13 protein-coding genes are annotated in these 23,576 nt (G+C 75.0%); 3 read left to right on the forward strand and 10 right to left on the reverse strand.

The genetic code is table 11. The features are described from left to right. Positions 1-17: 17 nt before the first annotated feature. The gene (locus SJY06_RS09595) at positions 18-1,739 is read left to right on the forward strand and encodes an alpha-glucosidase (protein WP_380166961.1); all 1,722 of its coding nucleotides are present in this window, start codon (positions 18-20) and stop codon (positions 1,737-1,739) included. Positions 1,740-1,742: 3 nt separating this feature from the next. On the opposite strand, the gene SJY06_RS09600 is transcribed toward SJY06_RS09595, so the two are convergent. The 9 genes from SJY06_RS09600 to SJY06_RS09640 all read right to left on the reverse strand — a co-directional run bounded on the left by SJY06_RS09600 (position 1,743) and on the right by SJY06_RS09640 (position 18,513). Continuing rightward, on the reverse strand, positions 1,743-2,750 hold the full coding sequence (locus SJY06_RS09600; RefSeq protein ID WP_380166963.1) for a hypothetical protein: 1,008 nt from the start codon (positions 2,748-2,750) through the stop codon (positions 1,743-1,745). A gap of 58 nt (positions 2,751-2,808) precedes the next feature. Then, entirely contained in the window at positions 2,809-4,179 is a 1,371-nt protein-coding gene (locus SJY06_RS09605; RefSeq protein WP_380166965.1) for a short-chain fatty acid transporter, read from the reverse strand. Positions 4,180-4,312: 133 nt separating this feature from the next. Then, on the reverse strand, positions 4,313-5,026 hold the full coding sequence (locus tag SJY06_RS09610; protein ID WP_380166967.1) for a Rid family hydrolase: 714 nt from the start codon (positions 5,024-5,026) through the stop codon (positions 4,313-4,315). Between the two features lie 123 nt (positions 5,027-5,149). Next, positions 5,150-6,775 (reverse strand): flavin monoamine oxidase family protein, encoded by a 1,626-nt coding sequence (locus SJY06_RS09615; protein WP_380166969.1) that lies wholly within the window; start codon positions 6,773-6,775, stop codon positions 5,150-5,152. A 158-nt stretch (positions 6,776-6,933) separates the two neighbouring features. Beyond that, a complete protein-coding gene (locus SJY06_RS09620; RefSeq protein WP_380166971.1) occupies positions 6,934-8,253 on the reverse strand; it encodes a nitrate/nitrite transporter in 1,320 nt (439 codons plus the stop codon). Further along, a complete protein-coding gene (gene recD / locus SJY06_RS09625) occupies positions 8,250-10,190 on the reverse strand; it encodes an exodeoxyribonuclease V subunit alpha (protein ID WP_380166973.1) in 1,941 nt (646 codons plus the stop codon). Before recD ends, SJY06_RS09620 begins: the two co-directional genes overlap by 4 nt. Further along, on the reverse strand, positions 10,187-13,894 hold the full coding sequence (locus tag SJY06_RS09630) for a UvrD-helicase domain-containing protein (protein ID WP_380166975.1): 3,708 nt from the start codon (positions 13,892-13,894) through the stop codon (positions 10,187-10,189). Before SJY06_RS09630 ends, recD begins: the two co-directional genes overlap by 4 nt. Continuing rightward, positions 13,891-17,451, reverse strand: coding sequence for an exodeoxyribonuclease V subunit gamma (gene recC, locus SJY06_RS09635; RefSeq protein ID WP_380166977.1), 3,561 nt, complete (start codon positions 17,449-17,451; stop codon positions 13,891-13,893). Before recC ends, SJY06_RS09630 begins: the two co-directional genes overlap by 4 nt. A gap of 132 nt (positions 17,452-17,583) precedes the next feature. Continuing rightward, positions 17,584-18,513: an NADP-dependent oxidoreductase gene (locus tag SJY06_RS09640; RefSeq protein ID WP_380166978.1), complete on the reverse strand. Its 930-nt coding sequence runs from the start codon at positions 18,511-18,513 to the stop codon at positions 17,584-17,586. Positions 18,514-18,696: 183 nt separating this feature from the next. Between SJY06_RS09640 and SJY06_RS09645 the strand changes: the two genes are divergently transcribed. Then, positions 18,697-19,725: a hypothetical protein gene (locus tag SJY06_RS09645; protein WP_380166979.1), complete on the forward strand. Its 1,029-nt coding sequence runs from the start codon at positions 18,697-18,699 to the stop codon at positions 19,723-19,725. 161 nt (positions 19,726-19,886) lie between these two features. On the opposite strand, the gene SJY06_RS09650 is transcribed toward SJY06_RS09645, so the two are convergent. Then, positions 19,887-20,054 (reverse strand): hypothetical protein, encoded by a 168-nt coding sequence (locus tag SJY06_RS09650; protein ID WP_380166981.1) that lies wholly within the window; start codon positions 20,052-20,054, stop codon positions 19,887-19,889. Between the two features lie 400 nt (positions 20,055-20,454). Between SJY06_RS09650 and SJY06_RS09655 the strand changes: the two genes are divergently transcribed. Next, a complete protein-coding gene (locus SJY06_RS09655; protein ID WP_380166983.1) occupies positions 20,455-23,493 on the forward strand; it encodes a S8 family peptidase in 3,039 nt (1,012 codons plus the stop codon). Positions 23,494-23,576 lie beyond the last annotated feature (83 nt).

The following is a 23,576-nucleotide window of genomic DNA, read 5'->3' on the forward strand; positions in this document are numbered from 1 at the left end:
CACGAGAGGAGACCCACATGAGCTGGACCGAGCAGGACGCACCGTGGTGGACGAAGGCCGTGGTCTACCAGGTCTACCCCCGGTCCTTCGCCGACTCCGACGGCGACGGGATCGGCGACCTGGGCGGTGTCCTGCAGCGCCTGGACCACCTGGCCGACCTGGGTGTCGACGTGCTGTGGCTGTCGCCGCTGTACCCGAGCCCGCAGGACGACAACGGCTACGACATCAGCGACTACCGCGACGTCGACCCGACCTTCGGCACCCTCGCCCAGCTCGACGAGCTGATCGGGGCCCTGCACGCGCGCGGCATGAAGCTGGTCATGGACCTGGTGGTCAACCACACCTCCGACGAGCACCCGTGGTTCGTGGAGTCCCGGTCCTCGACCGACAACCCCAAGCGCGACTGGTACTGGTGGCGGCCTGCCCGCGACGGGATGGCCGCCGGGGCGCCGGGGGCGGAGCCGACCAACTGGGAGAGCTTCTTCTCCGGGCCGGCCTGGGAGCTGGACGAGGCCACCGGCGAGTACTGCCTGCACCTGTTCAGCCGCAAGCAGCCGGACCTGAACTGGGAGAACCCCGAGGTCCGGGCGGCGGTGTTCGACATGATGCGCTGGTGGCTCGACCGCGGGGTCGACGGCTTCCGGATGGACGTCATCAACCTGATCTCCAAGCGGGTCGAGGCCGACGGGTCGCTGCACGACGGGCCCTCGCACGACGGCTCGCCCTACGGCGACCGGAGCCCGGAGACGGTGTGCGGCCCGCGGATCCACGAGTTCCTGGCCGAGATGCACCGCGAGGTGTTCGCCGGGCGCGACGCGCAGCTGATCACGGTGGGCGAGATGCCCGGCGTCACCGTGGAGCAGGCCCGCCGGTTCACCGACCCGGACCGCGCCGAGGTCGACATGGTGTTCCAGTTCGAGCACGTCGGCCTCGACCACGGCCCGGGCGGCAAGTTCGACCCGAAGCCGCTGTCGCTGGTGGACCTCAAGGCGTCGTTCGGTCGCTGGCAGGCCGGGCTGGCCGACGTCGGCTGGAACTCCCTGTACTGGGACAACCACGACCAGCCGCGCGCCGTGTCGCGGTTCGGCGACGACTCACCGGAGCACCGCCGGGCGTCGGCCACCTGCCTGGCCACGCTGCTGCACCTGCACCGCGGGACGCCGTACGTGTACCAGGGCGAGGAGATCGGGATGGCCAACCACCCGTTCGCCGCCCTGGACGAGGTCGCCGACATCGAGAGCGTCAACTGGGCGCGCGAGGCGCTCGCCGCCGGGCACGACCTGGCCGACGTGATGGCCGCGATCCGGCACTCGGGTCGCGACAACGCCCGCACCCCGGTGCAGTGGGACGCCTCGCCGCACGCCGGGTTCACCACCGGCACGCCGTGGCTGGCGGTCAACCCCGACCACGTCGACTGGAACGTCGCCGCCCAGCGTGACGACCCGGACTCGGTGCTGGCCCACCACCGCCGCCTGATCGCGCTGCGGCACGACGACCCGGTGGTGCAGCTGGGGGAGTTCGGGATGCTGCTGCCGGAGCACGAGCGCCTGTACGCGTTCACCCGCCGGCTGGCCGGGCGGGAGCTGCTGGTGGTGTGCAACGTCGGCTCGACCCCGGTGGACGTGGCCGACCTGCTGGCCCAGGTGACGGAGGCCGAGCTGGTGCTGGGCAACCACCCCGACGTCGAGGACCGCCGGGTGCTGCGGGCCTGGGAGGCGTGGGTGCTGCGGACCGCCTGAACCTCAGGCGCCCGGACGGGACCAGCGGCGCAGCGCCTCGGCCGCCGCGGGACCGGCGGCGGTCGGGCCCAGCCGGCCGGTGTCGTACAGCCGACCGAGCGCGGCCAGCTCCAGGGCCAGGGCCCGGCGGGCGGTCTCGGCCGGGACGGCCGCGTGCAGCGCGTCGAGGTCGGCGTCCAGCCGTGCTTCCAGCTCGGCGGCGCGGGCCAGCTCGGCGGCGCGGGCCTGCTCCACGGCAGGGGCCCCGGGCCGCGCGCCGGCCGTGGACCGGTGGCGCAGCAGCAGCCACCCGAGCGCGGCCGCGGCGGTGATGACGACCAGCAGGACGAACTGGGGCAGGATCTCCGGCTCGATCGTGCTGCCGCCGTACAGCCGGAACAGGACCGAGCCCAGCAGCACGACGGCCGCCACCGCGACCAGGGCGAACCCCGTGCCGCGGCCCCAGTCCGGGGCGACGGGCCGGGCCATCAGGCGGCGGGTGGCCAGCAGCGCCGCGCAGCCGAGCGCCAGCGCCAGCCCGGCCACGACCACCCAGGTCCACGTCACCCCGTCGAAGCCCTCGCGCATGGCGCGCAGCGTGGTGAGCCAGGCCGACACCATGAGGACGACGAGGACGACGGAGCTCGCCGCGCCGGCGCCCCTGCGGACGGGGGTTGCCGTATCGCCCGGGGCACCGTCGCCCGGGTCGCCGTCGGCCGGCGAGGCGTCGTCCGACGCACCAGCGGTTGGCCGTGCCTCGACCGCGGCGAGGGCCTCGTCGAAACGGTCCTGGATCCGCCCGTGGTCGCCGGCCAGGGCGGGGTCGACCTCGGCCAGCACGGCGGCGTGGACCGGCAGCACGACCGCCCGGTCCCGGTCCTGCGGGCCGGCCGGCACCCGGGCCAGGACCGCCTCGACCCCGGCCGGGTCGACCGGCGGCAGCTCCGCGAGAGGGGCCGCGCGGCCGTGGCCCGCCGCGTCCGCGACCACGTCCTCCCAGGTGGAGCCGGGCGCAGGGTGTGGGGTGCTCACGCGGCCGGAGCCTACGGAGTCCACGGCCCCGGCGACAGGCCCGCGCGGGCGGTGCCGTTCAGCCCGGCCCGACCAGCAGCAGCGTCGCCGCGAAGACCACACCCGACACCAGCAGCGTGACGGTGGTGTAGCCGAGGATGTCGCGCATCTTGAGCCCGGCGATCGCCAGCAGCGGCAGCGCCCAGAACGGCTGGATCATGTTGGTCCACTGGTCGCCGTAGGACACCGCCATGATCGCCACCTGCGGGTCGACGCCGAGCCGGGCCGCGGCGTCGAGCATGATCGGCGCCTGCACGGCGAACTGCCCGCCGCCGGAGGGCACGAAGAAGTTGACCAGCCCGGCCGACAGGAACGCGAAGAGCCCGAACGTCTGCTCGGTGGACACGCTGACGAAGAAGTCGGAGATCACCTGGATCAGCCCGGTCGCGGTCATCATCCCGAGGATCCCGGCGTACAGCGGGAACTGCAGCAGGATGTCGCCCACGTTGGCGGCCGCCTCCCGGGTCAGCGCGACGGCCTCGAACGGGCTGCGCACCAGCAGCAGGATGAGCGCCAGGAACGACCAGTTGACGATGTCCAGGGTGGGGCTGCCGCCGCGGGCGTAGTAGACGACCAGGTAGGCCAGCAGCGCCAGGCCGAGCAGAAGCGTCGGGACCCGGCTGGCGTCGACCCGGTCGGCCGGGGTGACGACCTCGTCGTCGAGGGCCACGTCGGCCACGCGCGCGTCCACCGCCAGCTCGGTGACGTCGTCGCCGCGGGGTGACACCAGGGCCAGCGCCGCCCCGACGGCGAGCACCGTGACCAGGGCCGCGACCACGTTCCAGGTCGCGAAGGTGGTCTCGGCCACCGGGATGGTCGTGCCCAGCTGCTCGGCGATGAACGAGCCCTCGGTGGCCGCCGTCAGCGGACCGGACCCGGAGTAGCCCATGTGCCAGACCACGAACCCCGAGAACCCGGCCGCCACCAGCATGGGGAAGTGCAGCCGGAGCCCCTTCTCACGGGCCTGCGCCGCGACCTCGCGGGCCAGCAGGCCGCCGACCACCAGGCCGAGGCCCCACTGCACCAGGGACGCGGCCGCGGCGACGGCGAACACGAACACGTACGCCTGCACCGGGGTCCGCGGCAGCCCGCCCAGGACGCGCAGCAGGCGCCGGACCGGCCGGGTGTTGGCCAGCATGTGCCCCAGCAGCAGGATCAGCGCCATCTGCGTGATGAACGCCAGCAGCCCGGCCAGGCCGTCGCCCCAGCCGACGAGCACGTCGACCGGGCCCGCGTCGGTCAGCAGCAGGGCCAGCAGCGCGACGACGAACGTCAGCACGATGGCGAACACCAGGGCGCTGGGGATGTACCGCTCGACCACGGTGTTGACGGGGCGCATCACGCGCTCGAACGGGTTGCGGCGCGAGGTGGTGGTGCCGGGTGACGTCATCGTCGGCCCTTCGTCCGTAGGGGGCGGGTCGGTGGAAACCTAGACGACCCGGACGGACGCGACGACGCCCCCGACCGCGGTGCAGGCGGTCGGGGGCGTCGCGGTGTCGATCGCGGTGTCGGTCGGGGGCGGCTCAGCGGGAGCCGTAGTGCCCCTCGGCCTCGATCTCGACCAGCCAGCCCGCCACCGGCAGGGTGGCAACCTCGACGTTGGCCCGCGCGGGCCGGGTCTCGTTCTCGTACAGGACGGGCGCGTAGGCGGGGATGAGGTCGCCCGTGGTCCGGCTGACGTTGGCGACGTACTTGCGGTAGGCCCGGTTCCAGCCGTTGTAGTCGCCGCTGGCCGCGCCGGGCGGGTTGTCGACGTAGATGCGCATGTAGGTCAGCGCGTCCAGCTGCAGCCCCGCTGCGGCGAAGTTCTCCTGCACCCGGGCCATCGCGTTCAGACCCTGCGCCTCGGTGATGGTCACCCCCGGGGGCAGCGCGCCGGCCGCCCGCTGCTCGGGGGTGGGGACGAACGTCGGGTACAGCTCGGCCAGCAGCGCGTAGTCGATGTAGCGCTCCGGCGAGCCGGCCGGCGCGGCGGTGTTGCGGGCGGCCGGGCCGGTGCCCGAGGCGGTGTAGGTCGCCACGTTGCCGCCCATGCCGACGCCGGCGGCCAGGAACGGGTCGGGGCTGACGCCCCCGTTGGACAGCGGCGGGATGGTGTAGACCACCTCGCGGGGGCGGGGGACCAGGTCGGCGGCGACCGCGGCGCCACCGGCACCGAGCACGATGCCGGCGACGACGGAGGCGGCCACCAGGACGCGGGGGCGGACGCGGGGGCGGGCGTTCGGGCGGAGGGACATGGGTCTCCTGTTCGTCGGGCTGCGGCGGAGGTGGTGCGGCGGAGGTGGTGCGGCGGAGGTGGTGCGGGGGCAGGCGCAGCGGCGTCGGGCCGGGCTGCCGCGGTCGGGGCGGCAGCCGCGACCTCACGACGCGAGCGCGCGGGCGTGCAGGGCGGTGACGCTCTTGCGGGCGGACTCGAAGGCGCCGTGCTGCCAGGCGATGACGTGGCTCATGTGGTCACCGGCGAAGTACACGTTGCCCGCGGGCTCGGTCAGCCGGCCGTAGGGGGTGTCGGGACCGCCCTGCGTGCCCGACGGCCAGCTGACCCAGCCGCCCTTCTGCAGCGGCATCTTGTGCCAGGCCACCGTGAAGCCGGTCTCGAGCTCGCTGCGGTAGGCGTCGCCGTGGATCAGCGACCCGCGCTGCACGGTGCGCTCGATCCGCTCGGCCGGGCTCAGGTTGCCGAACGCCGTCGCGTTGCCGCCGAAGTTGTAGGACCCGACGACGACGCCCTTCTCGCCCAGGTAGCCCGAGGACGGGTACCAGATGGTGCCGATGTCCATGTTGGTGTTGGTGATGCCGCCCATGATCCCGTCGTCGGTCTCCCAGAAGCGGCGCTTGTACTGCTGGCCGACCTTGCCGACGTTGTTGCCCACCGGGACGGCGAGGTCCGCCTTGACCTGCGCCGAGAAGTTGGAGTCGATCCCGGTCATCACCTGCGGCGGGATGGTGCAGATGCAGTAGTCGGCGTCGATGCGGCGCGTGGTGGCGTTCTGCGAGTACGACACGGTGACCCCGGTGCTGGTGTTCTCGATCCGGGTGACCGCGGCGCCGTAGTTGACGCCCAGCGGGAGCTGCTCGGCCAGGGCCGTCGGGATGGCGTCCATGCCGCCGACGGGCTGGAACATGAGCATGGCCTGGTCCCAGCCGGCCTCGAAGCTGAAGTTGCGGCCCACGCCCGAGGCCAGCAGCGCGCTCAGGTCCAGCGGCGGGTTGGGGGTGCCGGTGTCGAACCAGCCGCCGGGCTCGGCGTCCTCGGGGTACCCGGCCCGGGAGCTGCCGGTGTAGGTGTTGCTGGTGTTGATGGCACCGAACGAGCGCAGGTAGCCGATCAGCTGCTCCTTGTCCGAGGCGCTCAGCTCGGCGTCCAGGGACCCGGCGCTGACGGCCTTGGCCAGCAGCTCGGAGGTGTAGCCGAACAGGTCCGCCTTGGCCTGCCGGTGCCGGACCGGGGTGCTGGCCAGCGGGCCGCTGACGTTGCCGGCGGGCTGGTTGTAGTAGTACCCGGAGGCGTTGGCGTTGGCGAAGACCTCGAGCTCGACGCCGAGCTCGCGGCAGTACTCGATGGTGGTGTGGTGCTGGGGGATGCGGGCCGGGCCCATGTTCATGTACTGGCCCCGGTCGAACTGGGCGCGCTGGCGGGTGCCGTCGGACTCCACCGAGATGTCGCCGCGCCGGGCCGTCCAGTTGCGGCCGCCGACCCGGCGGGACGCCTCCAGCACGTACACGCGGTAGCCGCCCTTGGTGAGCTCGTAGGCGGCGGCCAGGCCGGCGACCCCGGCGCCGAGGACGACCACGCGCTTGCCGTTGCTGCGCCCCTGCAGGGTGAAGTCGCCGGAGCGGGGGGCCGAGAAGGCCATGGTGTGGGCGCTGGCGGCGGGCGTGACGCCCAGGGTCTCCATGGCGCCGAGCACGGCGCCGGCTCCTCCGGTGACCCCGAGGGCGTGCAGGAAGTGGCGGCGGGACAGGCCGGTCGGCGTGGTGGTCATCGGGTCTCCCAGGGATGTGGTGGGTGCGGCGGGCCACACTCTGGGGACCTTCTGTTGCGTCTGATCGACGCTGTGCGACGGTCGTGTTAATTCCTCCTGCAACGCGCCGTCTCAGGTTTGGCTGACCGCGGCCGCGGGCAGCGGGCAGCCGGCCGAGGTCAGCGCGGTCGGTCGCGGCGGCGACGCAGGGCCTGCCGGATCGGGGGCACGACGACACCGGCCTCGGCCATCCGGCGGCGCACCTTGCGGCGGCTGCTGAGGATGCCCACCACGCCGAGCAGCCACAGCGCGTACTGCCCCGACATCGCCACCTTGAAGTCGGCCAGGTCGTAGCCGCTGGTGCCGCCGGTGCGCAGGTCCAGCACGACCCCGACCACGAGGATCGTCACCAGGGACGCGAAGAACCCGCCGACGTTGACGATGCCGGTGGCCGTGCCGAGCCGGTTGGGCGGGTTGAAGGTGCGGGCGAAGTCGAACCCGATGACCGACCCGGGGCCGCCCAGGGACATCGCGAGCACCAGCAGCACCAGCACGGGCAGCGGCGCCGCCCCGGGCCAGGCGAGCACCAGGGTCCAGCCCGCGACGTTGACGCCGATGACGCCGAGCACCAGCCACGAGCGCCGGAACGGGTGGCGCTGCACCAGCACCCCGAGCCAGGGCCCGGTGGCCACCCCGGCCAGGACGAACAGGGTGAGCAGCGCGCTGGCGGTGGCCGGGGCTACCCCCTGGCCGGCCACCAGGAACGGGAAGCCCCACAGCAGGGCGAAGGCCGTGCCGGGGAACTGGGTGGTGAAGTGCGTCCACAGCCCCAGCCGGGTGCCGGGGTGCCGCCAGGCCGTGACCAGGTCCGCGACCAGGTCCCGGGCGCCGGTGCGGGTCGGGCCGACGGCGGGGTCGGGGTGGTTGCGGACCACGGCCAGGGCGAGCACGGCCACCACCACCCCGGTGGCCGCGGCCGACAGGAAGGCCACCGTCCAGCCGGGCCCGCCGAGCAGCGCCACCAGGGGCACGGCGCTCAGCACCTGCCCGACCTGGCCCACCAGCCCGGTCACCTGGGTCATCACCGGCACGCGCCGGGGCGGGAACCAGGCCGGTACGAGCCGCAGCACGCTGATGAACGTAAGCGCGTCGCCCACCCCGACCAGCAGCCGTCCCAGCACGGCCAGGCCCACCGGTTCGGCCAGGGCGAGCACCGCCTGGCCCAGCGCCATGACGAACGCGCCGGTGACGATCAGCCGCCGGCTGCCGAAGCGGTCCAGCAGCACCCCGACGGGCACCTGCAGGCCGGCGTAGAACAGCAGCTGGACCACGGCCAGCGACGCCAGCGTGCTGGCGGAGGCGTCGTAGCGCTCGCCAGCGGCCACCCCGGCCACGCCCAGGCTGGTCCGCTGCATGACCGCGACGACGTAGGCCAGCAGGCCGACGCCCCACACCGCCCAGGCGCGACGCGACGGTGCCGGCGGGCTGAGGTCGGTCACAGCCGTTCGCGCAGGCCGGTGGCGCGGGCCGCCGGCCGGGCCACGGCGGCGGCGAACGCCTCCGCGGAGCCGATGACGCGGACCTGCGAGACGGCGCGGGTGATGGCCGTGTAGAGCGTCTCGCGCGTGGCCAGCGGGGAGTCGGCCGTCGGCAGCACCACGGTCACCCGGTCGAACTGCGAGCCCTGGCTGCGGTGCACCGTCATGGCGTGCACGGCCCGGACCGCGCCCAGGCGGACCAGCGGGACGCTGGTCGGCTCGCCGCCGCGGGCGAACACCGCCCGGGGCGCCCCGGTACCGTCCGGGCCGGCCACGACCAGGCCGGTGTCGCCGTTGAACAGGCCCACCTCGTAGTCGTTGGTGGTCACCAGCAGCGGCTGCCCGACGAGCAGGCCGTCCCCGCGGGGCCGGCCGGCGGCCGCCGTCGGTCCGCCTGTCCCGTCCCGCCCGCTCGACCCGGTGCGGTCGAGGTCGGCGAGCCAGCGGGCCGCGAGCCACTCCCAGTGCTGCACCCCGCGCGGGCCGCGACGGTGCGCGCACAGCAGCCGGTGCCGGTCCAGGGCCCGCAGCGCGGTGCGCGCGTCACCCGCGAGCGCGGCCCGCAGCATCTGCTCGCCCCAGGCCCGCACGTCGAGGCGGACCGGCTCCAGCAGCGTCTCGGTGAGCGGCGCGTCGTCGGCCACCTCCAGCAGCTCGACGCCGTCCCCGCCGGCCTGCAGCAGCGCGGTGGCGCCGTCGTGGTCACCGCGGCGCACGGCGTCCGACAGCGCCCCGATGGCAGACCCGGCCGCGAACCGGTGGTTGACGGTCAGGGCGGCGATGCCGTCCCGCAGCCGGGCGGCCGGGGTGGACGGCGTCGGCACCGAGCCGTGGCCCGGGGCGACCCGGTCCAGCGCCGCCACGCAGCGCTCGGTCCGCCGGCCCAGACCGGGCCGGTCCACCAGGTCACCCAGCACGGCGCCGGCCTCGACCGAGGCCAGCTGGTCGGGGTCGCCGACCAGCACCAGCCGGGTCCCGTCCCGCAGCGCCTCCAGCAGTCGCGCCATCATGGTCAGCGGCACCATCGAGGCCTCGTCGACCACGACCACCTCGAACGGCAGCCGGTTGCCGCGGTGGTGGCGGAACCGGCTGCGCGAGCCGGGCTGCCAGCCCAGCAGCCGGTGCAGCGTCACCCCGGCCAGGGTGCCCAGGCGCTGCCGGTCGGCGTCGTCGGCGAAGCCCGCGGTGGAGGACCGGACGGCCTCCTCCAGCCGGGCGGCCGCCTTGCCGGTGGGCGCGGCCAGGGCGATGCGCGCCCCGGGGGCCTGCTCGCGGAGCAGGGCCAGCAGCCGGGACACGGTGGTGGTCTTGCCCGTCCCGGGCCCACCGGCCAGCACCGACACCCGCGACAGGGCGCACACCGCGGCGCCGAGGCGCTGGTCGGCGTCCCCGGGGCGGGGGAACAGCCGGTCCAGACCGGCGCGCAGCAGGTCGAGGTCGAGGTCGTCGGGGGTGTCGGCGGTACGACGGCGCAGCTCGTCGACCACCTGCTGCTCCTGCTGGTCGTAGCGCGACAGCCACAGCCGGGACCCGCGCAGCGCCAGCGGGGCGTCGGGCCCGGTCGTGAGCGGGCTGCCCGCGCAGGCGGCCACCCAGGCCGCCGTGGCCGGCCACGGCAGGTCGTGCACGTCGGGGGCGGTCGCGGGGTCGGTCTCGTCGACGTCCGGGGCGACGGCGTCCGCGGCCGTGGCCAGGTCGAGGACGACCGAGCCGCCCCGCGTCGAGCGCACGGTCAGGCCGGCGGCCAGCAGCACGGTCTCGTCGCTCTCGCCGAGCAGCACGCCGAGCCGGGTCGCCACGTGCACGTCGGCCGCGCTCAGCACGCCGGCGTCGTTGAAGGTGCGCAGCAGGCCCGTGGCGCGCAGGGCCCGTTCGGGGGAGTGGGCGTCCAGCGTCACGGCTGGCCCCCCGCCAGCAGGTCGGAGGCGGCCAGGACCAGGCCGGCGGGCGGGCGCCAGGCGAAGACGCCGGGCACGTGACCGTCGGCCCCGGTGACCCCCGGCCCGCTCATGCCCCGCAGGTACAGGTAGAGCACGCCGCCCAGGTGCTCGGCGGGCTCGTACCCGGGACGGCGCCAGCGCAGGTAGCGGTGGAGCGCGACGGCGTACAGCAGGGCCTGCAACGGGTAGTGCGCCTCGGTCATGGACGTCTCGAGCGCGGCGCCGCGGTAGTGCCACGCGGTCAGCGGCTCCTCCCGCGGGGCGAGCCGGTTGGTCTTGTGGTCCACCACCAGGTACCGCTCCGGGCCGCCGGCGCCGGGGCGCACCCGGACGACGGCGTCGATCGAACCGCTCAGGTAACCCCGCAGGGTCGCCTCGCCCAGCCCGGCCAGCGCGTCGGCGTACCCGGCCAGCAGGCCGTCGGGCACGTGCGAGCGCCACAGCCCCACCAGCCCGGACAGCACCGCCGGGGTCGCGGTCGGCGTGTCCCCGCCGGACAGCGGCAGCTCGAAGTCCAGCTCGGGCAGCAGGTCGGCCCGAGCCACGTCACCGAACGCCGCGCCGTCGGCCAGCGGCCCGAGCGGGGTCCGCAGCGCCGTCTCCAGCGCCGTGGTGAGCAGCGCGGCGTCGGGGCCCTGTCCCCGGGTCAGACCGGTCACCAGGTCGGCCAGCGCGCCCGTGCCGTCGGGCCCGTGCACCGCGGGGTCGTAGCGCTCCAGCACGCCGTGCACGAGCGTGCCGAAGCCCGTGCCGCCCGGCAGGTCGTGCCAGGCGGAACCGACCCGGGCCAGGTGGGCGTCGGGGTCGTCCGGGTCCGGACCGGCCAGGACGGTGTCGTCGACGTCGCTCTCGTCGTCCTTCTGCCGGGTCTCGGGCTCGCTGCCGAAGGCGGGCCCGGTAGCAGTCGTGCCCGTCGTCCCCGTCGTCCCCGCCGCCGTCCCGTCGGTCCAGTCGTTGGTGCCTGCCGCGTCCGAGCCGTCCGAGCCGTCCGTCCCGTCGGTCGTCGTCATCGTCGAACCGTCGCCGGCCAGGGCGCCGCCGGTGGCCCCGCCGTACGCGGCGTCGTGCGCCGCCGCGGTCAACGCGCTGTACGACGTGCGCCGCCAGGCCAGGTCCAGGCCGCGGTCCAGCCGGGCCCGCCGCAGCTGCGGGGTGCCGGCCTGCGGTCCGGCCCAGACCGGTACCGCGGCGACGTCGTCACCGACCGGCACCGTCGAGACCGCCAGCGCACCCTCGCTGCGCGCGGCCCGGGCCCGGAACCGGGCCAGCGCGTCCGCGTCGCCCGGCACCGGCAGGCTGAACGGGGCCACCGTGGTCGGGTCGTCGTGGCCCAGCAGCCGGTGCAGCGGCGATGTGCCGGTGTTGGCCGTCGGCGCCCACCACGTGATGACCTTGGACCGGGCGCGGGTCAGGGTGACGTAGGCCAGACGGAGCTCCTCGTCGGCGTCCTCGCGCTGGTGCGCCCGGACGTGCGCGTCGAAGTCCGGGCCACCAGGGCCGCCGACGTCTCGTGTGCGCACGCCGCGCTCGTCGTGGAAGCGGGGGTAGGTCTGCGTCGGTGACCAGTTGCTCCACAGCGACGGCGCCAGCACGACCGGGAACTCCAGGCCCTTGCTCATGTGCGACGTGAGCACCTGCACGGCGTCGGCGTCGGTCTCCAGCCGTCGGCTGCGCTCGGCGCCGCCCTCGCCCTGCTCGTCGCGGCGTCGCTGCAGCCACGAGGTCAGCGCGGTGAGACCGAGGTCGTCGCTCAGCGACGCCTCGTGCAGCACCTCGGCCACGTGGCGCAGGTCGGTCAGCAGGCGCTCGCCGTCGGGCTGGGCCAGCAGGCGCTCCTGCAGCCCGAGCCCGGCCGACACGGCCTCGAACACCGCCGCGACCCCGCGCTCGGCCAGGGTGCGCACCCAGTCCCGCAGCCGCAGCGCCAGGTCCTCCAGGGCGTCCGCGCCCGTCTGCGTGGGCGTCTCCCCGTGCAGCTGGGTCAGCGTCTGCCCGGGCGGCTGGGTGCGCGGCTGGGGGAGTGTCTGCCCGGCCGCCGGCTCGCTTCCCGGGGCCGACGTCGGGGCCGACGTCGGGGCCGACGTCGGGGCCACCAGGTCGGCCGCGGCCAGACCCACCAGGCGGCCGACGGCGAGCGCCCGCACCCGGGCCGTGCGGTGGGGCTGCTCGAGCGCCTCCAGCAGGGTCTGCCACTCCTGCGCGGCGGGGGTGGCGAACACGCTGGTGCGTCCCGACACCACCGCAGGCACGCCCGCCGCCCGCATCCGTTCCTGCACCGCGACCGCCTCGGTGTTGTTGCGCACCACGACCGCCATGTCGCCCGGGTGCAGCGGCCGCGACGTGCCGGCGCCGTCGTCACCCGCACCGCGCTCCACCAGCAGCGACCCGCCGGTCAGCAGGGCCACCACCTGACGGGCGCAGTCCTCGCGGACGGTGCGGCGGGCGTCGGCCGTCGCGACCAGGTCGGAGCGGTTGAGCGGGTGACCCTCGCGCGGCACGACGCGCAGCTCGACGGGGGCGCCGACGTCCAGCGTCCGGCCGGCGTGCGCCGCGAGCACGGGCCGCACCCGGATCCGCTCGTCACCCAGGGCCGCCCCGCCGAGCAGGGCGGCGAGACCGGTCAGGACGCCGGGGTCGGAGCGGTGGTTGCGGGGCAGGCTGGCCCGCGTCGCGGCCTCGTCCCGGGCGTCGAGGTAGGCGTGGACGTCGGCGCCGCGGAAGCCGTAGACGGCCTGCTTGGGGTCACCCACCAGCACCAGCGTGGCCACGCCGTGGAACGCGGTGCGCAGGATCCGCCACTGCACGGGGTCGGTGTCCTGGAACTCGTCCACCAGCACCACCCGGAACCGGGCGCGCATCCGGGCCGCGGCCACGTCGGCGGTGTGCTCCTCCTGCAGGGCCGCGTCGAGGCGCCCCACCATGTCGTCGTAGTCCAGCAGCCGGCCGAGCCGCTTGCGCCGGTCGACCTCCTCGCGCACCGCCACCGCGACCCGGGCCCGCAGCCGCGCGGCCGGGTCGTCGGTGTCCTGCGGGCGGGGCACGAGCGGGGTCGACGGGTCGAGGGCGGCGACGCGGGCCAGCTCGCGGAACTGCTCGGGCGTGAGGTCGGCGGCCGCGGCGCCCGGGTGCCCCCACTTGCGGACGTACAGGTCGTCGGCGACCTCGGTGACCAGGTCGCGGGGGTCCTCGACGAGGACGGCGTCCCGGTCGTGGTCGGCGGCGGTCCCCAGCTCGCGGAGCATGGCGTGGCAGAACGCGTGCGTCGTGGTCACGGTGGCGCCGTCGAAGTCGGCGAGGGCCGCGTCGAGGCGGTCCCGCGCGGTCGGTGCCGTGGCGGTGTCGCGGTCGCTGACCAGCCGCTCCCGGACCCGCTCGCGCAGCTCGCGCGAGGCGTCCCGGCTGAAGCTGATCACCAGCAGCTGGTCCATGCGCACCGGTGAGCCGTCGGGCAGACCCTCGCTGACGTAGCGGGAGACCAGGCGGGCGATCGTGTACGTCTTGCCCGTGCCGGCGCTCGCCTCGAGCACGCTGGTGCCGGTGGGCAGGGGCCCGTCGAGGTCGAACGCCGCCGGGTCGTCGGTGATGGTGGTGGAGGTGTCAGTGGTGGTGGTGGTGGAGGTGATGGCGGTGGCGGCCGTGGGCTGCCGCGGCTCGGCGCTCATGCGGCGTCCGTCGTCTCGTGGGCCAGCAGCGGCTCCCACACCCGCCGGGCCAGGACGCCGAACCGGTCGCCCTCCTCGTCGGCGGGCCAGCCGGCGACCAGGTCGGCCGCCGTGGCCCGCTCCCGCAGCAGGTCGGTCAGGCTCGGCGGCTCACCGGCGTTGAGCAGGACGTGCTCGGGGTCGGACTGCTCACCCGGGAACCGGCCGTCCTGCCAGGCCTGGCCGGCGGCGTGGCGGGCGGCAGCCGGACGACGCCCCCGGCGCCGCTGCGCCGCGTAGGCCTCCGACGTCTTGCAGGCCAGCGGCAGCGGGGACGCCAGACCGGAGCGGTGGATAGTCACCAGCTGCCCCAGCAGCGACCGGGCGACGTCCACCGGGACCGGGCCCAGGGTGCTGCGCACGCAGCTGTCCTTGTCGCGGCCGGTGCCCCGGCCCAGCGTGACGGCCTGCCAGGCCCGGTCGGGTCGGTCGGCGGTCACGGCGAGCAGGTGGAGCCAGGCGGTCAGCCGGTGCTTGGGCGCCAGGGACGAGTAGTGCACCGCGACGAGCCGGTCGCCGCGCAGCCCGCCCACCGTCCCGCTGAGAACGGTGCCGTCGCCGAGGTCCACCTCGACGTCCACCGCGTCCGGGTCCGGTCCGAGCAGGCCGGCGGCCGCCGCGGCGAGGGCGTCGACCCGCGGGCCGATGCTGCGCAGCACCGCGTCGCCCAGCGGCCCCGGGGGCAGCAGGCCGCGACCGCGCTCGAGGACGGCGCAGCGGTGCTGGTCCAGCCCGGCCAGGCGGTCGCGCAGCATCCGGTCCCCGACCTGCCACTGCTCGAGCGGGTCCAGACCGACGGGCAGCGCGTCCGCCGGGTCGTCGTCGCGGGCGCCCAGGCTGATCTGCAGCCGCTGCCGCAGGAACCCCTTGGCCGGCTGCACCAGCAGCCGGACCAGGTCGGTGACCGCGACGTCCTCCGTCGGCACCGGCGGCAGGGGGGCGGGCAGGAGCTCGGCCGGAGCCCGCCGCGGGCCCAGTGCGGCTCGGGCGCCGGCGTGGGCACGCGGGTCGAAGCTGAACGGTCCGGGCCGGCCGAGCGCCCCGGCGGTGAAGTTGCGGGCGTCGAACGGCTGCAGCGGGTGGTGCGTCGTCACGGCGTCGCGGACCCGGCCCCCGGACGGGACGACGCAGGTCCGGTCCAGGGCGTCCAGCAGCTCGCCCAACGGCACCGCGGGCGGCACGGGCGCCCCGGTCCGCTCGTCGGCCCCGGTGTGCAGCAGCACCAGGTGCTCCCCGGCGGCGCAGACCGCGTCCAGCAGCAGCTGCCGGTCCTCGCTGCGGGGGTCGCGGTCACCGACCTCGGGGTCCCGGGCCAGCAGGTCGTCCCCGTCGCGCACCGTCTGGCGCGGGAACGCGCCGTCGTCCAGGCCGAGCAGCACCACCACCCGGTGGGGGACCGAGCGCATCGGGACCAGGGTGCACACGGTCAGCGCCCCGGTCCGGAACCCCGCCCGGGTCGGGCGCCCGGCCAGCGCGGTGCGCAGGACCGGACGCAGCTCGGTCAACGTCAGCTCGGCCGAGGCCGGCGCCGCGGCCGGAGCGGCGGCCGTAACGGTGGTCGGCGCGGTGGCCGGTGCCGGCGCGGCGGACCCCTCGGCGTCGGTGGCCAGCAGCGCCTCCTCCAGCACCTCACGCAGCTGCACCGCCTGCCACGCCGCCCCGGCCTCGGGGGCGGCCAGGTCGAGGACGGCCTGCTCCAGCAGGCGCGCCCAGCCGGGGGCGTCGTGGGGGACGGCCAGGTCCCCGTGGGCCCGGTCGAGGCGGTCGAGCAGCTCGGCGAAGCGGCCCGCCAGGTCGATGTCGCTGGAGTCGACGTCGTCCAGCGGCACCAGGCCGGCCACCGTGGCCGCGCCGGCCCCGTGGCCGGGGTCGACGGTGGCGCCCAGCAGCAGCCGGTCCACGCCCCGGCGCCAGGTGCCGTCCGGCACGGCCTGCAGCTGCCAGGCGCGCCGGTGGGTCTCGTGCAGACCCCAGCGGGTGCCGGAGTCCCGCACCCAGTCCCGCAGCCGCTCCAGGGCGTCGTCGTCCAGCCCGAAGCGGCGGGCCACGGCGGGGTGGCCGGCCAGGTCGAGCACCTCGGTGGCCCCCAGCCGGGCCGAGCCGAGGTCGAGCAGCCGGTCCAGGACGGCCAGCAGCGGGTTGGCCTGGTGCAGGGCCCGGTCGGCGACCCGGACCCGCAGCCGTGAGGCCGGGTGCGCCCCGTGGCCCGCGACCTCGTGGTCGGTGGTGGTGAAAGCCGCCGCGAGCAGCGGGGCGAAGGTCTCCACGTCGGGGCACATGACGAGCACGTCACGCGGCTCCAGGGTCGGGTCGTCGGCCAGCAGGCCCAGCACCACCTCGCGCAGCACCTCGACCTGCCGGGTCCGGCCGTGGCAGGCGTGCACCTGCACGCTGCGGTCACCGGGGCGCAGCGGGGGCGGGTCGGCCGGCACGTGGTCGCGGGCCAGGTCGTCGACCAGGCGGGCCAGCAGCGTCACCGGCCGGTCGGGCGCCGCGGCGCCGGCCGTCGCACCGGGACCGTCGGTCGGCCCCGACCGGGGGTGGTGTACGTCGACGTGGTCGGGCACGTGGGCGCGCAGCAGGTGCTGCAGCTCGCGGACGTCGCGCGACAGCGACCGGAGCAGCGGGTTGGCCAGGCGGGCCCCGACCTGGTCGTCGGCCCGTCGCCGCACCGGTCCGGCGGCCGCCACGGCGCGCCACAACGCGGGCGAGGCGTGGTGCAGCCACAGGTGGACGTCGCGGTGCTCGGCCAGCGCGCCCAGCAGGTCGAGGTCGGCGCGTGCGACCCGGCTCAGCCCGAACAGCGACAACCGCTCCGGCGCGTCCAGGCGGTCGGGGTCGGCCCGCACCCGGTCGAGCACCTGCGCCTGCAGGTCCACCGGTGACGTGCCGCCCAGCCGGTGCCGGACCTGGTTCCACAGCAGCATCTGCCACTGCTCGTACTCACCGAGCGGGCGGCCGTCGGGCAGCACCGGGTGCTCGCCCGCCCAGGCGCGCAGCAGGTCGGGGCGGTTGCGGGCGTAGGAGTGGAACAACCGCGCGACGGTCCGGGCCAGGCTGAGCCGCCGCCCGGTGGCGTGCTCGCGGGCGGGGACGCCACCGGCGTACAGGTGGCGTCGCAGCACCCGGCACCAGTCCTCGCCGACCACGTCGTCGACGACCTCCAGCACCGGCCAGGTGAGCCGCTCGGGCGTCCAGGCCTCCAGGGCCGCCGTCTCGGCCGGGGCGACCACCGCCGTCGCGTCGGCCAGCAGCCGGTGGGGGGTGGGGAAGCGGACGTTTGCGCACACGCCGTCCGGGCCGGGGGCACCCGCCGGACGCCCGCCCGCCCCCGCGTCGGCCTCGCTCCCGTCGGCGCCGAGGCGGTGCGACAGCCGCTGCGCCAACCACCGCTCGACCCCGCGGGCCGGGACGGCGACCACCTCGGCGACGAACGGGTCGGGCAGCGGGCGGGCGAGCATGTCGGCCAGCCCGTCGGCGAGCACGGTGGCCTGCTCGGCCCGGTGGACGGTCAGCACGCGCACCCCCTCGAGGTCGTGCCGGCCCGGTCGGGCGGCAACCCCCGCACGCTAGCGAGTGCCCGGGACCACGGGGTGGTGCGGTGGCCGGTGTGGACGGGACCGCGGCCGTCCACACCGGCCGGTCACGGCTCAGACCGTGACGACGACCTTGCCCCGGCCGTGGCCGGAGGCCGACAGGGTGTGCGCGTCGGCGACCTGCTCCAGCGGGAAGGTGCGCGACACCTCGACCCGGAGCGAGCCGTCGGCGACGAGTCCCGCCAGCGTGGCCAGCTGCGCGGCGTCGGGGCGCACGAACACGTAGCGACCGCCACGCTGCAGCATGGCCGCGCCGTCGGTCACCGTGACGACCCGCGAGGGGTCGGCGACCAGCTCGAAGGACACCTCGACGGCCTCGTCCCCGCCCACGAAGTCCAGGGCCGCGGTCACGGGCGAGCCGTCCGCGGCGGCCCGGACCCGATCGGCGAGGCCGTCACCGTAGGTCACGGGCACTGCTCCGATCGAGCGCAGGAAGTCGTGGTTGCCGTCGCTCGCCGTGCCCACCACCCGGGCCCCCCGCAGCCGGGCCAGCTGGACCGCGAACGCGCCCACGCCACCGGCCGCGGCGTGGACCAGGACGGTGTCGCCCTCGCCGACGCCGGCGGCCTCGATCGCCTGCAGCGCGGTCAACCCGGCCAGCGGCACGGCGGCCGCCGCGACCAGGTCCACGCCGTCGGGCAGCCGGGCCACGTGGCGCTCGGCGACCCGGACCAGCTCGGCGGTGGTGCCGTGCTGGACGTGGTCCTTGCGGGCGTAGCCGAGCACCCGGTCACCGACCGCGAAGGACGTCACCGCAGGTCCGACTGCCTCCACGGTGCCGGCGACGTCCCAGCCGGGGACCGTGGGGAAGTGCGAGGGGAACGCGCCGTCGAGGTAGCCGGCGCGCAGCTTCCAGTCCACGGGGTTCACGCCGGCGGCCGCGACGCGGACCACCAGGCCGTCCGGACCGGTCACGGGGTCGGGCAGCTCACCGACCTGCAGGACGTCGGTGTCGCCGTACTCGGAGTAGAAGGCAGCTCTCATACCAGGGTCCAGCCACGCGCAGCGTGCGGAAATTCCGTACCGAAGTGCCCCGTTGGCGCCCGGTTGTCACCCAGCGTTCACCCACCAGTTTCCGACCGATCGTCCGCAAACCCTTGACCTCGGACGGAGTAACCGGACAAGGTTCGGATCGTCTTACCCATCCTGCTTCGAAGGGGTCCCGAAGTGTCCTTGAAGAAGGTCGCCCTCCTGGCGTCCGCAGCCCTTGCTGCCAGCTCCGTCATCCTCGTGGTCCAGCCCGCCTCCGGTGCGCTGACCACCCGTTGCACCGGCGTCGCCGGTGCCGTCTCCGTCCCGGGCAACCTGGTTGTCCCGCGCAACGGCCCCGGTGGCCAGCCCGCGTCCTGCACGCTGGAGGGCACCACCGTCCTGGGCAACGTCACCGTCCAGGCCGGCGCCGACCTGCTGCTCGAGGGGGCCGACATCCGCGGCAACCTCATCGTCCAGAACGACGGCTACGCCGACGTCATCGCCGACAGCTCCATCGGTGGCGCCGTCCAGGGCCGCAGCCAGTTCGGTGTCTTCGTCGAGGAGTCCTCGGTCGCCGGCGGCATCGACCAGCGCAACCCGCAGGAGAACGAGTTCGCTCCGTTCGTCTACACGTTCGACGCCGACGTCGACGGTGGCGTGGTCGCCCGCGCCGGTGAGCTGCTGCTCGAGTCCTCCGTCGTCGACGGCGACGTGACCAGCGTCGACGGCGAGTACACCGACATCGTCGACACGGTCATCAACGACCGTCTGACCGTGCGCAACAACGCGCTCGGCAGCGTCGTCTGCGAGTCGGAGATCTACGGCAACGCCCTGTACACCGGCAACGGCTCCACCCTGCAGATCGGTGGCAGCGGCGAGACCGGCCCCTGCGTCGGCGCCAGCTTCTGGGGCGGCGACGTCACGTTCAACGACAACTCCGCGGACGTGACCGGCTTCGTGCTGGCCAACAACATCGTCCGTGGCGACCTGGCCGGCTCCGGCAACGACCCGGCGGCGACGATCGGCGAGGGCAACCGCGTCCGCGGCGAGCTCACGCTGGAGACCGCTCCGGCGATGTCCATGTCGCGCATGATGGTGCAGGAGGAGGCCTCCGTGGAGGTCGCCGCCGACCGTAGCGACGAGCTCCAGGCCAAGATCGCCGAGCGTCGTGCGTCCGCCGAGAAGGCGTCCGCCAAGACGCCGAAGAGCAAGGCCCTCAGCTGATCACCTGATCAGCCGCACCACCTGAACCACCTGCACGAGACGAAGGGCGGTCCGACCTCGCGGTCGGGCCGCCCTTCGGCGTGCGGTGCGACGGTGCCGGGCGGTCGGCGGCTGGGGCCGCGGCGGCCTGCAGACCCTGCGGAGCAGAGCCCCGGGCCGGGTCAGTGCTTGGAGGGACGGACCGTCTCCGAGGCCTTGCGCAGACCCCGGGCGATCTTGGAGCGGGGACCGCGCCGGTCCTCCACGCGCTCGGCGATCTTCTTGACACCGGCCGCGGCGATCGGGACCACGACGGCCAGGACGGCCCACCGGATCAGCTGTGCTCTCATCGTCTGTCTCCTCTTCCTCGCGCGCACGGTGCGTGCGCCCGGCCCAGGGATACCCGGGGCGAGGGCGCCCGAAACGACGCCGACGGGGGCTGTGACGGCGGCGCGGGCAGCAGAAAGCGGCGGGAACCGCTGTTCTGCAACAACCCCTGCGCTCCTGCATCCCTGACCGCGGTTCCCGCCGCGTGCGACAGGGGTACCCAGGACCGCGCGGGTCAAACCCCGAGTCGTCGAGGGTCGTGGGACCGGTGTCGGTGCGCGGCCGGTCGGGCACCGGCAGTCACAGACAGGTAACGAAGGGGTAACTTGCGTACCTGACTCCTTGACCTGACGACAACCATGACAAATGGTGCGGAGGTCTGCCCGTCGCGGCGCAGATGTCATCGAGAAGGAGACCCCCCACGTGAGATCCCACAACCGACCAGGTGCGCGCCTGGTCGCCTGCCTGGCAGGCGCGGCGACCATCGCCGCCGGCACCGTCGCCGTCACCGCTCCGGCCTCCGCCGAGCCCCTGCCGTTCGAGGACGGCAGCTACGTCGTGCTGCTCGACGACCCGGCCCTGGCCTCGTACACCGGTGGCATCTCGGGTCTGGCCGCGACCAGGCCCGCCGAGGGCGAGGCCGTCGACATGACCGGCCGGGACGCCCGCCGCTACGCCGACTACCTGGCCGACCGTCAGGCCGAGCTGCTCGACGAGGTCGACGCCGAGGCCACGTACACCTACCAGGTGGCGTTCAACGGCTTCGCCGCCGAGCTGGACGGTGCCCGCGCCACCAAGCTGGCCGGCCTGCCCGGCGTGACGGCCGTGCTGCCCAACGAGGTCCGTTCGCTGGACACGGTCCGGTCCCCGGAGTACCTGGGGCTGACCGGTGATAACGGCGTGTGGGCCGACCTCGGCGGCACCGACGCCGCGGGCGAGGGCGTCGTCGTCGGTGTGCTCGACTCGGGCGTCTGGCCGGAGAACGCGTCGTTCACCGGCGACGACCTGCGCCAGGGGCGTTCGCCCCGCACCGACGGCAAGGGCCGCGTGGTGGGTCGCAACCCGCTGGTCGGGCTGCCGTTCCGGACCGCCGACGACGAGGTCGTCATGCTCAAGTCCGACCGCACCGTGTTCCGCGGCGAGTGCGAGCTCGGCGAGGGCTGGGACGACGTCGACCTGTGCAACGACAAGCTGATCACGGCCCGCTACTTCGCGGACTCGTTCCTGGCCTCGGTCCCGGCCGCGAACCGCAGCGAGTTCGAGTACGTCTCGGCCCGCGACGGCGACGGCCACGGCTCGCACACCGCGAGCACGGCCGCCGGCAACCCCGACGTCCCGATGAGCGTGGACGGCATCGACCTGGGCGAGGGCTCGGGCATCGCGCCGGGCGCCAAGCTCGCCGTGTACAAGGTGTGCTGGGAGGACGACGACCCGGACACCGGTGGCTGCTACACCGCCGACTCGATCTCCGCGATCGAGCAGGCCGTCATCGACGGGGTCGACGTCATCAACTACTCGATCAGCGGCACGACCACCACGGTCGTCGACGCGGTCGAGCTGGCCTTCTACAACGCCGCCAACGCGGGTGTCTTCGTCGCGGCGTCGGCCGGCAACTCCGGTCCCGGGGCCTCCACCACGGCGCACAACAGCCCGTGGGTCATGACGGTCGGCGCCACCACGTTCAAGCGTGACGAGGGCACGGTCGTGCTCGGCAACGGCGAGCGCTACAAGGGCGCGTCGGTCATCCAGGACGACTTCCCGCAGACCGAGCTCGTGCTGGCGACCGAGGCGGGCCTGCCCGGCGCGGCCGCGACCGAGGTGGCGCTGTGCTACCCCGGCACGCTGGACCCGGCCGTCGTGGCCGACAAGACGGTGGTCTGCGACCGCGGCGTCATCGACCGCGTGGCCAAGTCCGACGCGGTCGAGCAGGCCGGCGGCGTGGCCATGATCCTGGCCAACACCACCCCGGGCAGCCTGGACCCCGACTTCCACGCCGTGCCCACCGTGCACGTCGACGAGGTCGCCGGTGCGCAGATCAAGGCCTACGCGGCCACCGACGGTGCGACCGCGGCGTTCGAGGCCGGCGACACCACCGGCGGCGAGCCCACCCCGATCCCGCAGATCGCCGGGTTCTCCTCGCGCGGGCCGACGCTGGCCGCCGGCAGCGACATCATCAAGCCGGACATCGCGGCGCCCGGTGTGGCCGTCATCGCCGCGGTCGCGCCCGGCCCCAACGGCGGCAACGACTACAACGCCCTGTCGGGCACGTCGATGTCCAGCCCGCACGTGGCCGGTCTGGCCGCCCTCGTCCTGGGCGAGCGGCCGCAGTGGCACCCGAGCGTGGTCAAGTCCGCGATCATGACGACGGCCACCAACATGGCCGCCGAGGACGGCAGCGAGGTCACCGACCCGTTCGTGCAGGGCGCCGGCTTCGTCAGCCCGGCCGACATGTTCACCCCCGGCCTGGTGCTGCCCAACACCGAGGCGGAGTGGGGCGGCTTCTACGCCGGCCAGGGCCTGCAGCTCGGCGAGCCCGGCTCGGAGTTCGAGGAGATCGCCCCGACCGACCTCAACTACCCGTCGGTCGCCATCGGTCAGCAGGCCGGTCCGCAGACCGTGACCCGCACGTTCCAGGCGCTGCAGGCCGGCACCTGGACCATCGACGTCGACCTGCCCGGCTACGAGGTCAGCACCTCGACCCCGTCGGTGCGCGGTGACTCGTCGGGTCGCGCGTCCACGTCGGTGGACTTCACGTTCACCCGCACCGACGCCGAGCTGGCCGAGTGGGCCACGGGCTTCATCACGCTCGAGGGGCCGACCACGGTCCGCATGCCCGTCGCGGTCCGGCCGGTCTCCGTGGCCGCCCCCGCCGAGGTCAGCGGCGCCGTCGAGGACGGCTCGGTCGAGGTCGGCATCACGCCCGGCTTCGACGGTGAGCTGGACCTGACGACGGCCGGCTTCGCCGAGGGCGTCAGCGACTCCGGGGCCCTGGCCCCGGGCGCCGACGCCGCGGCGGCCTACATCACGCAGGTCCCGGAGGGCACGTCGCTGGCCCGGTTCGACCTGGACGCCACCAACGACGCCTCCGACATGGACCTGTACGTGTACCGGATGAACGCGACCGGGACCGCGTTGGTGGCCCTGGTCGGGCAGTCGGCCACCGGGTCGGCGGACGAGCGGGTCGACGTGCTCGACCTGCCGGCCGGGCTGTACTACTCGGTGGTGGAGAACTACGCCAACGCTCCGGGCGAGACCCAGGCGGCCTACGAGTTCACGACGTACGCCGTGACGCCGCAGACCACCCTGGGCGGTCTGGCCGCCGAGCCGAACCCGCTGCCGGTCAGCGCCGGTGAGGCGACCACGTTCGACCTGACCTGGTCGGGCCTGGACCCCGAGTCCAGCTACCTGGGCTGGGTCGGCTACGAGGGCGCGCTGGCGCCGACGGTCGTGTCGATCGACTGACCAGCACGACCCGCGGCACCACCCGCAGCAGCGGCCCCTCGCCCTTCGTGGGCGGGGGGCCGCTGCCGCGTGCGGGAACCGCT

It is taken from the genome of Jannaschia sp. R86511 (assembly GCF_042466345.1).
Lineage (GTDB): Bacteria > Actinomycetota > Actinomycetes > Actinomycetales > JBBAYJ01 > Aquipuribacter.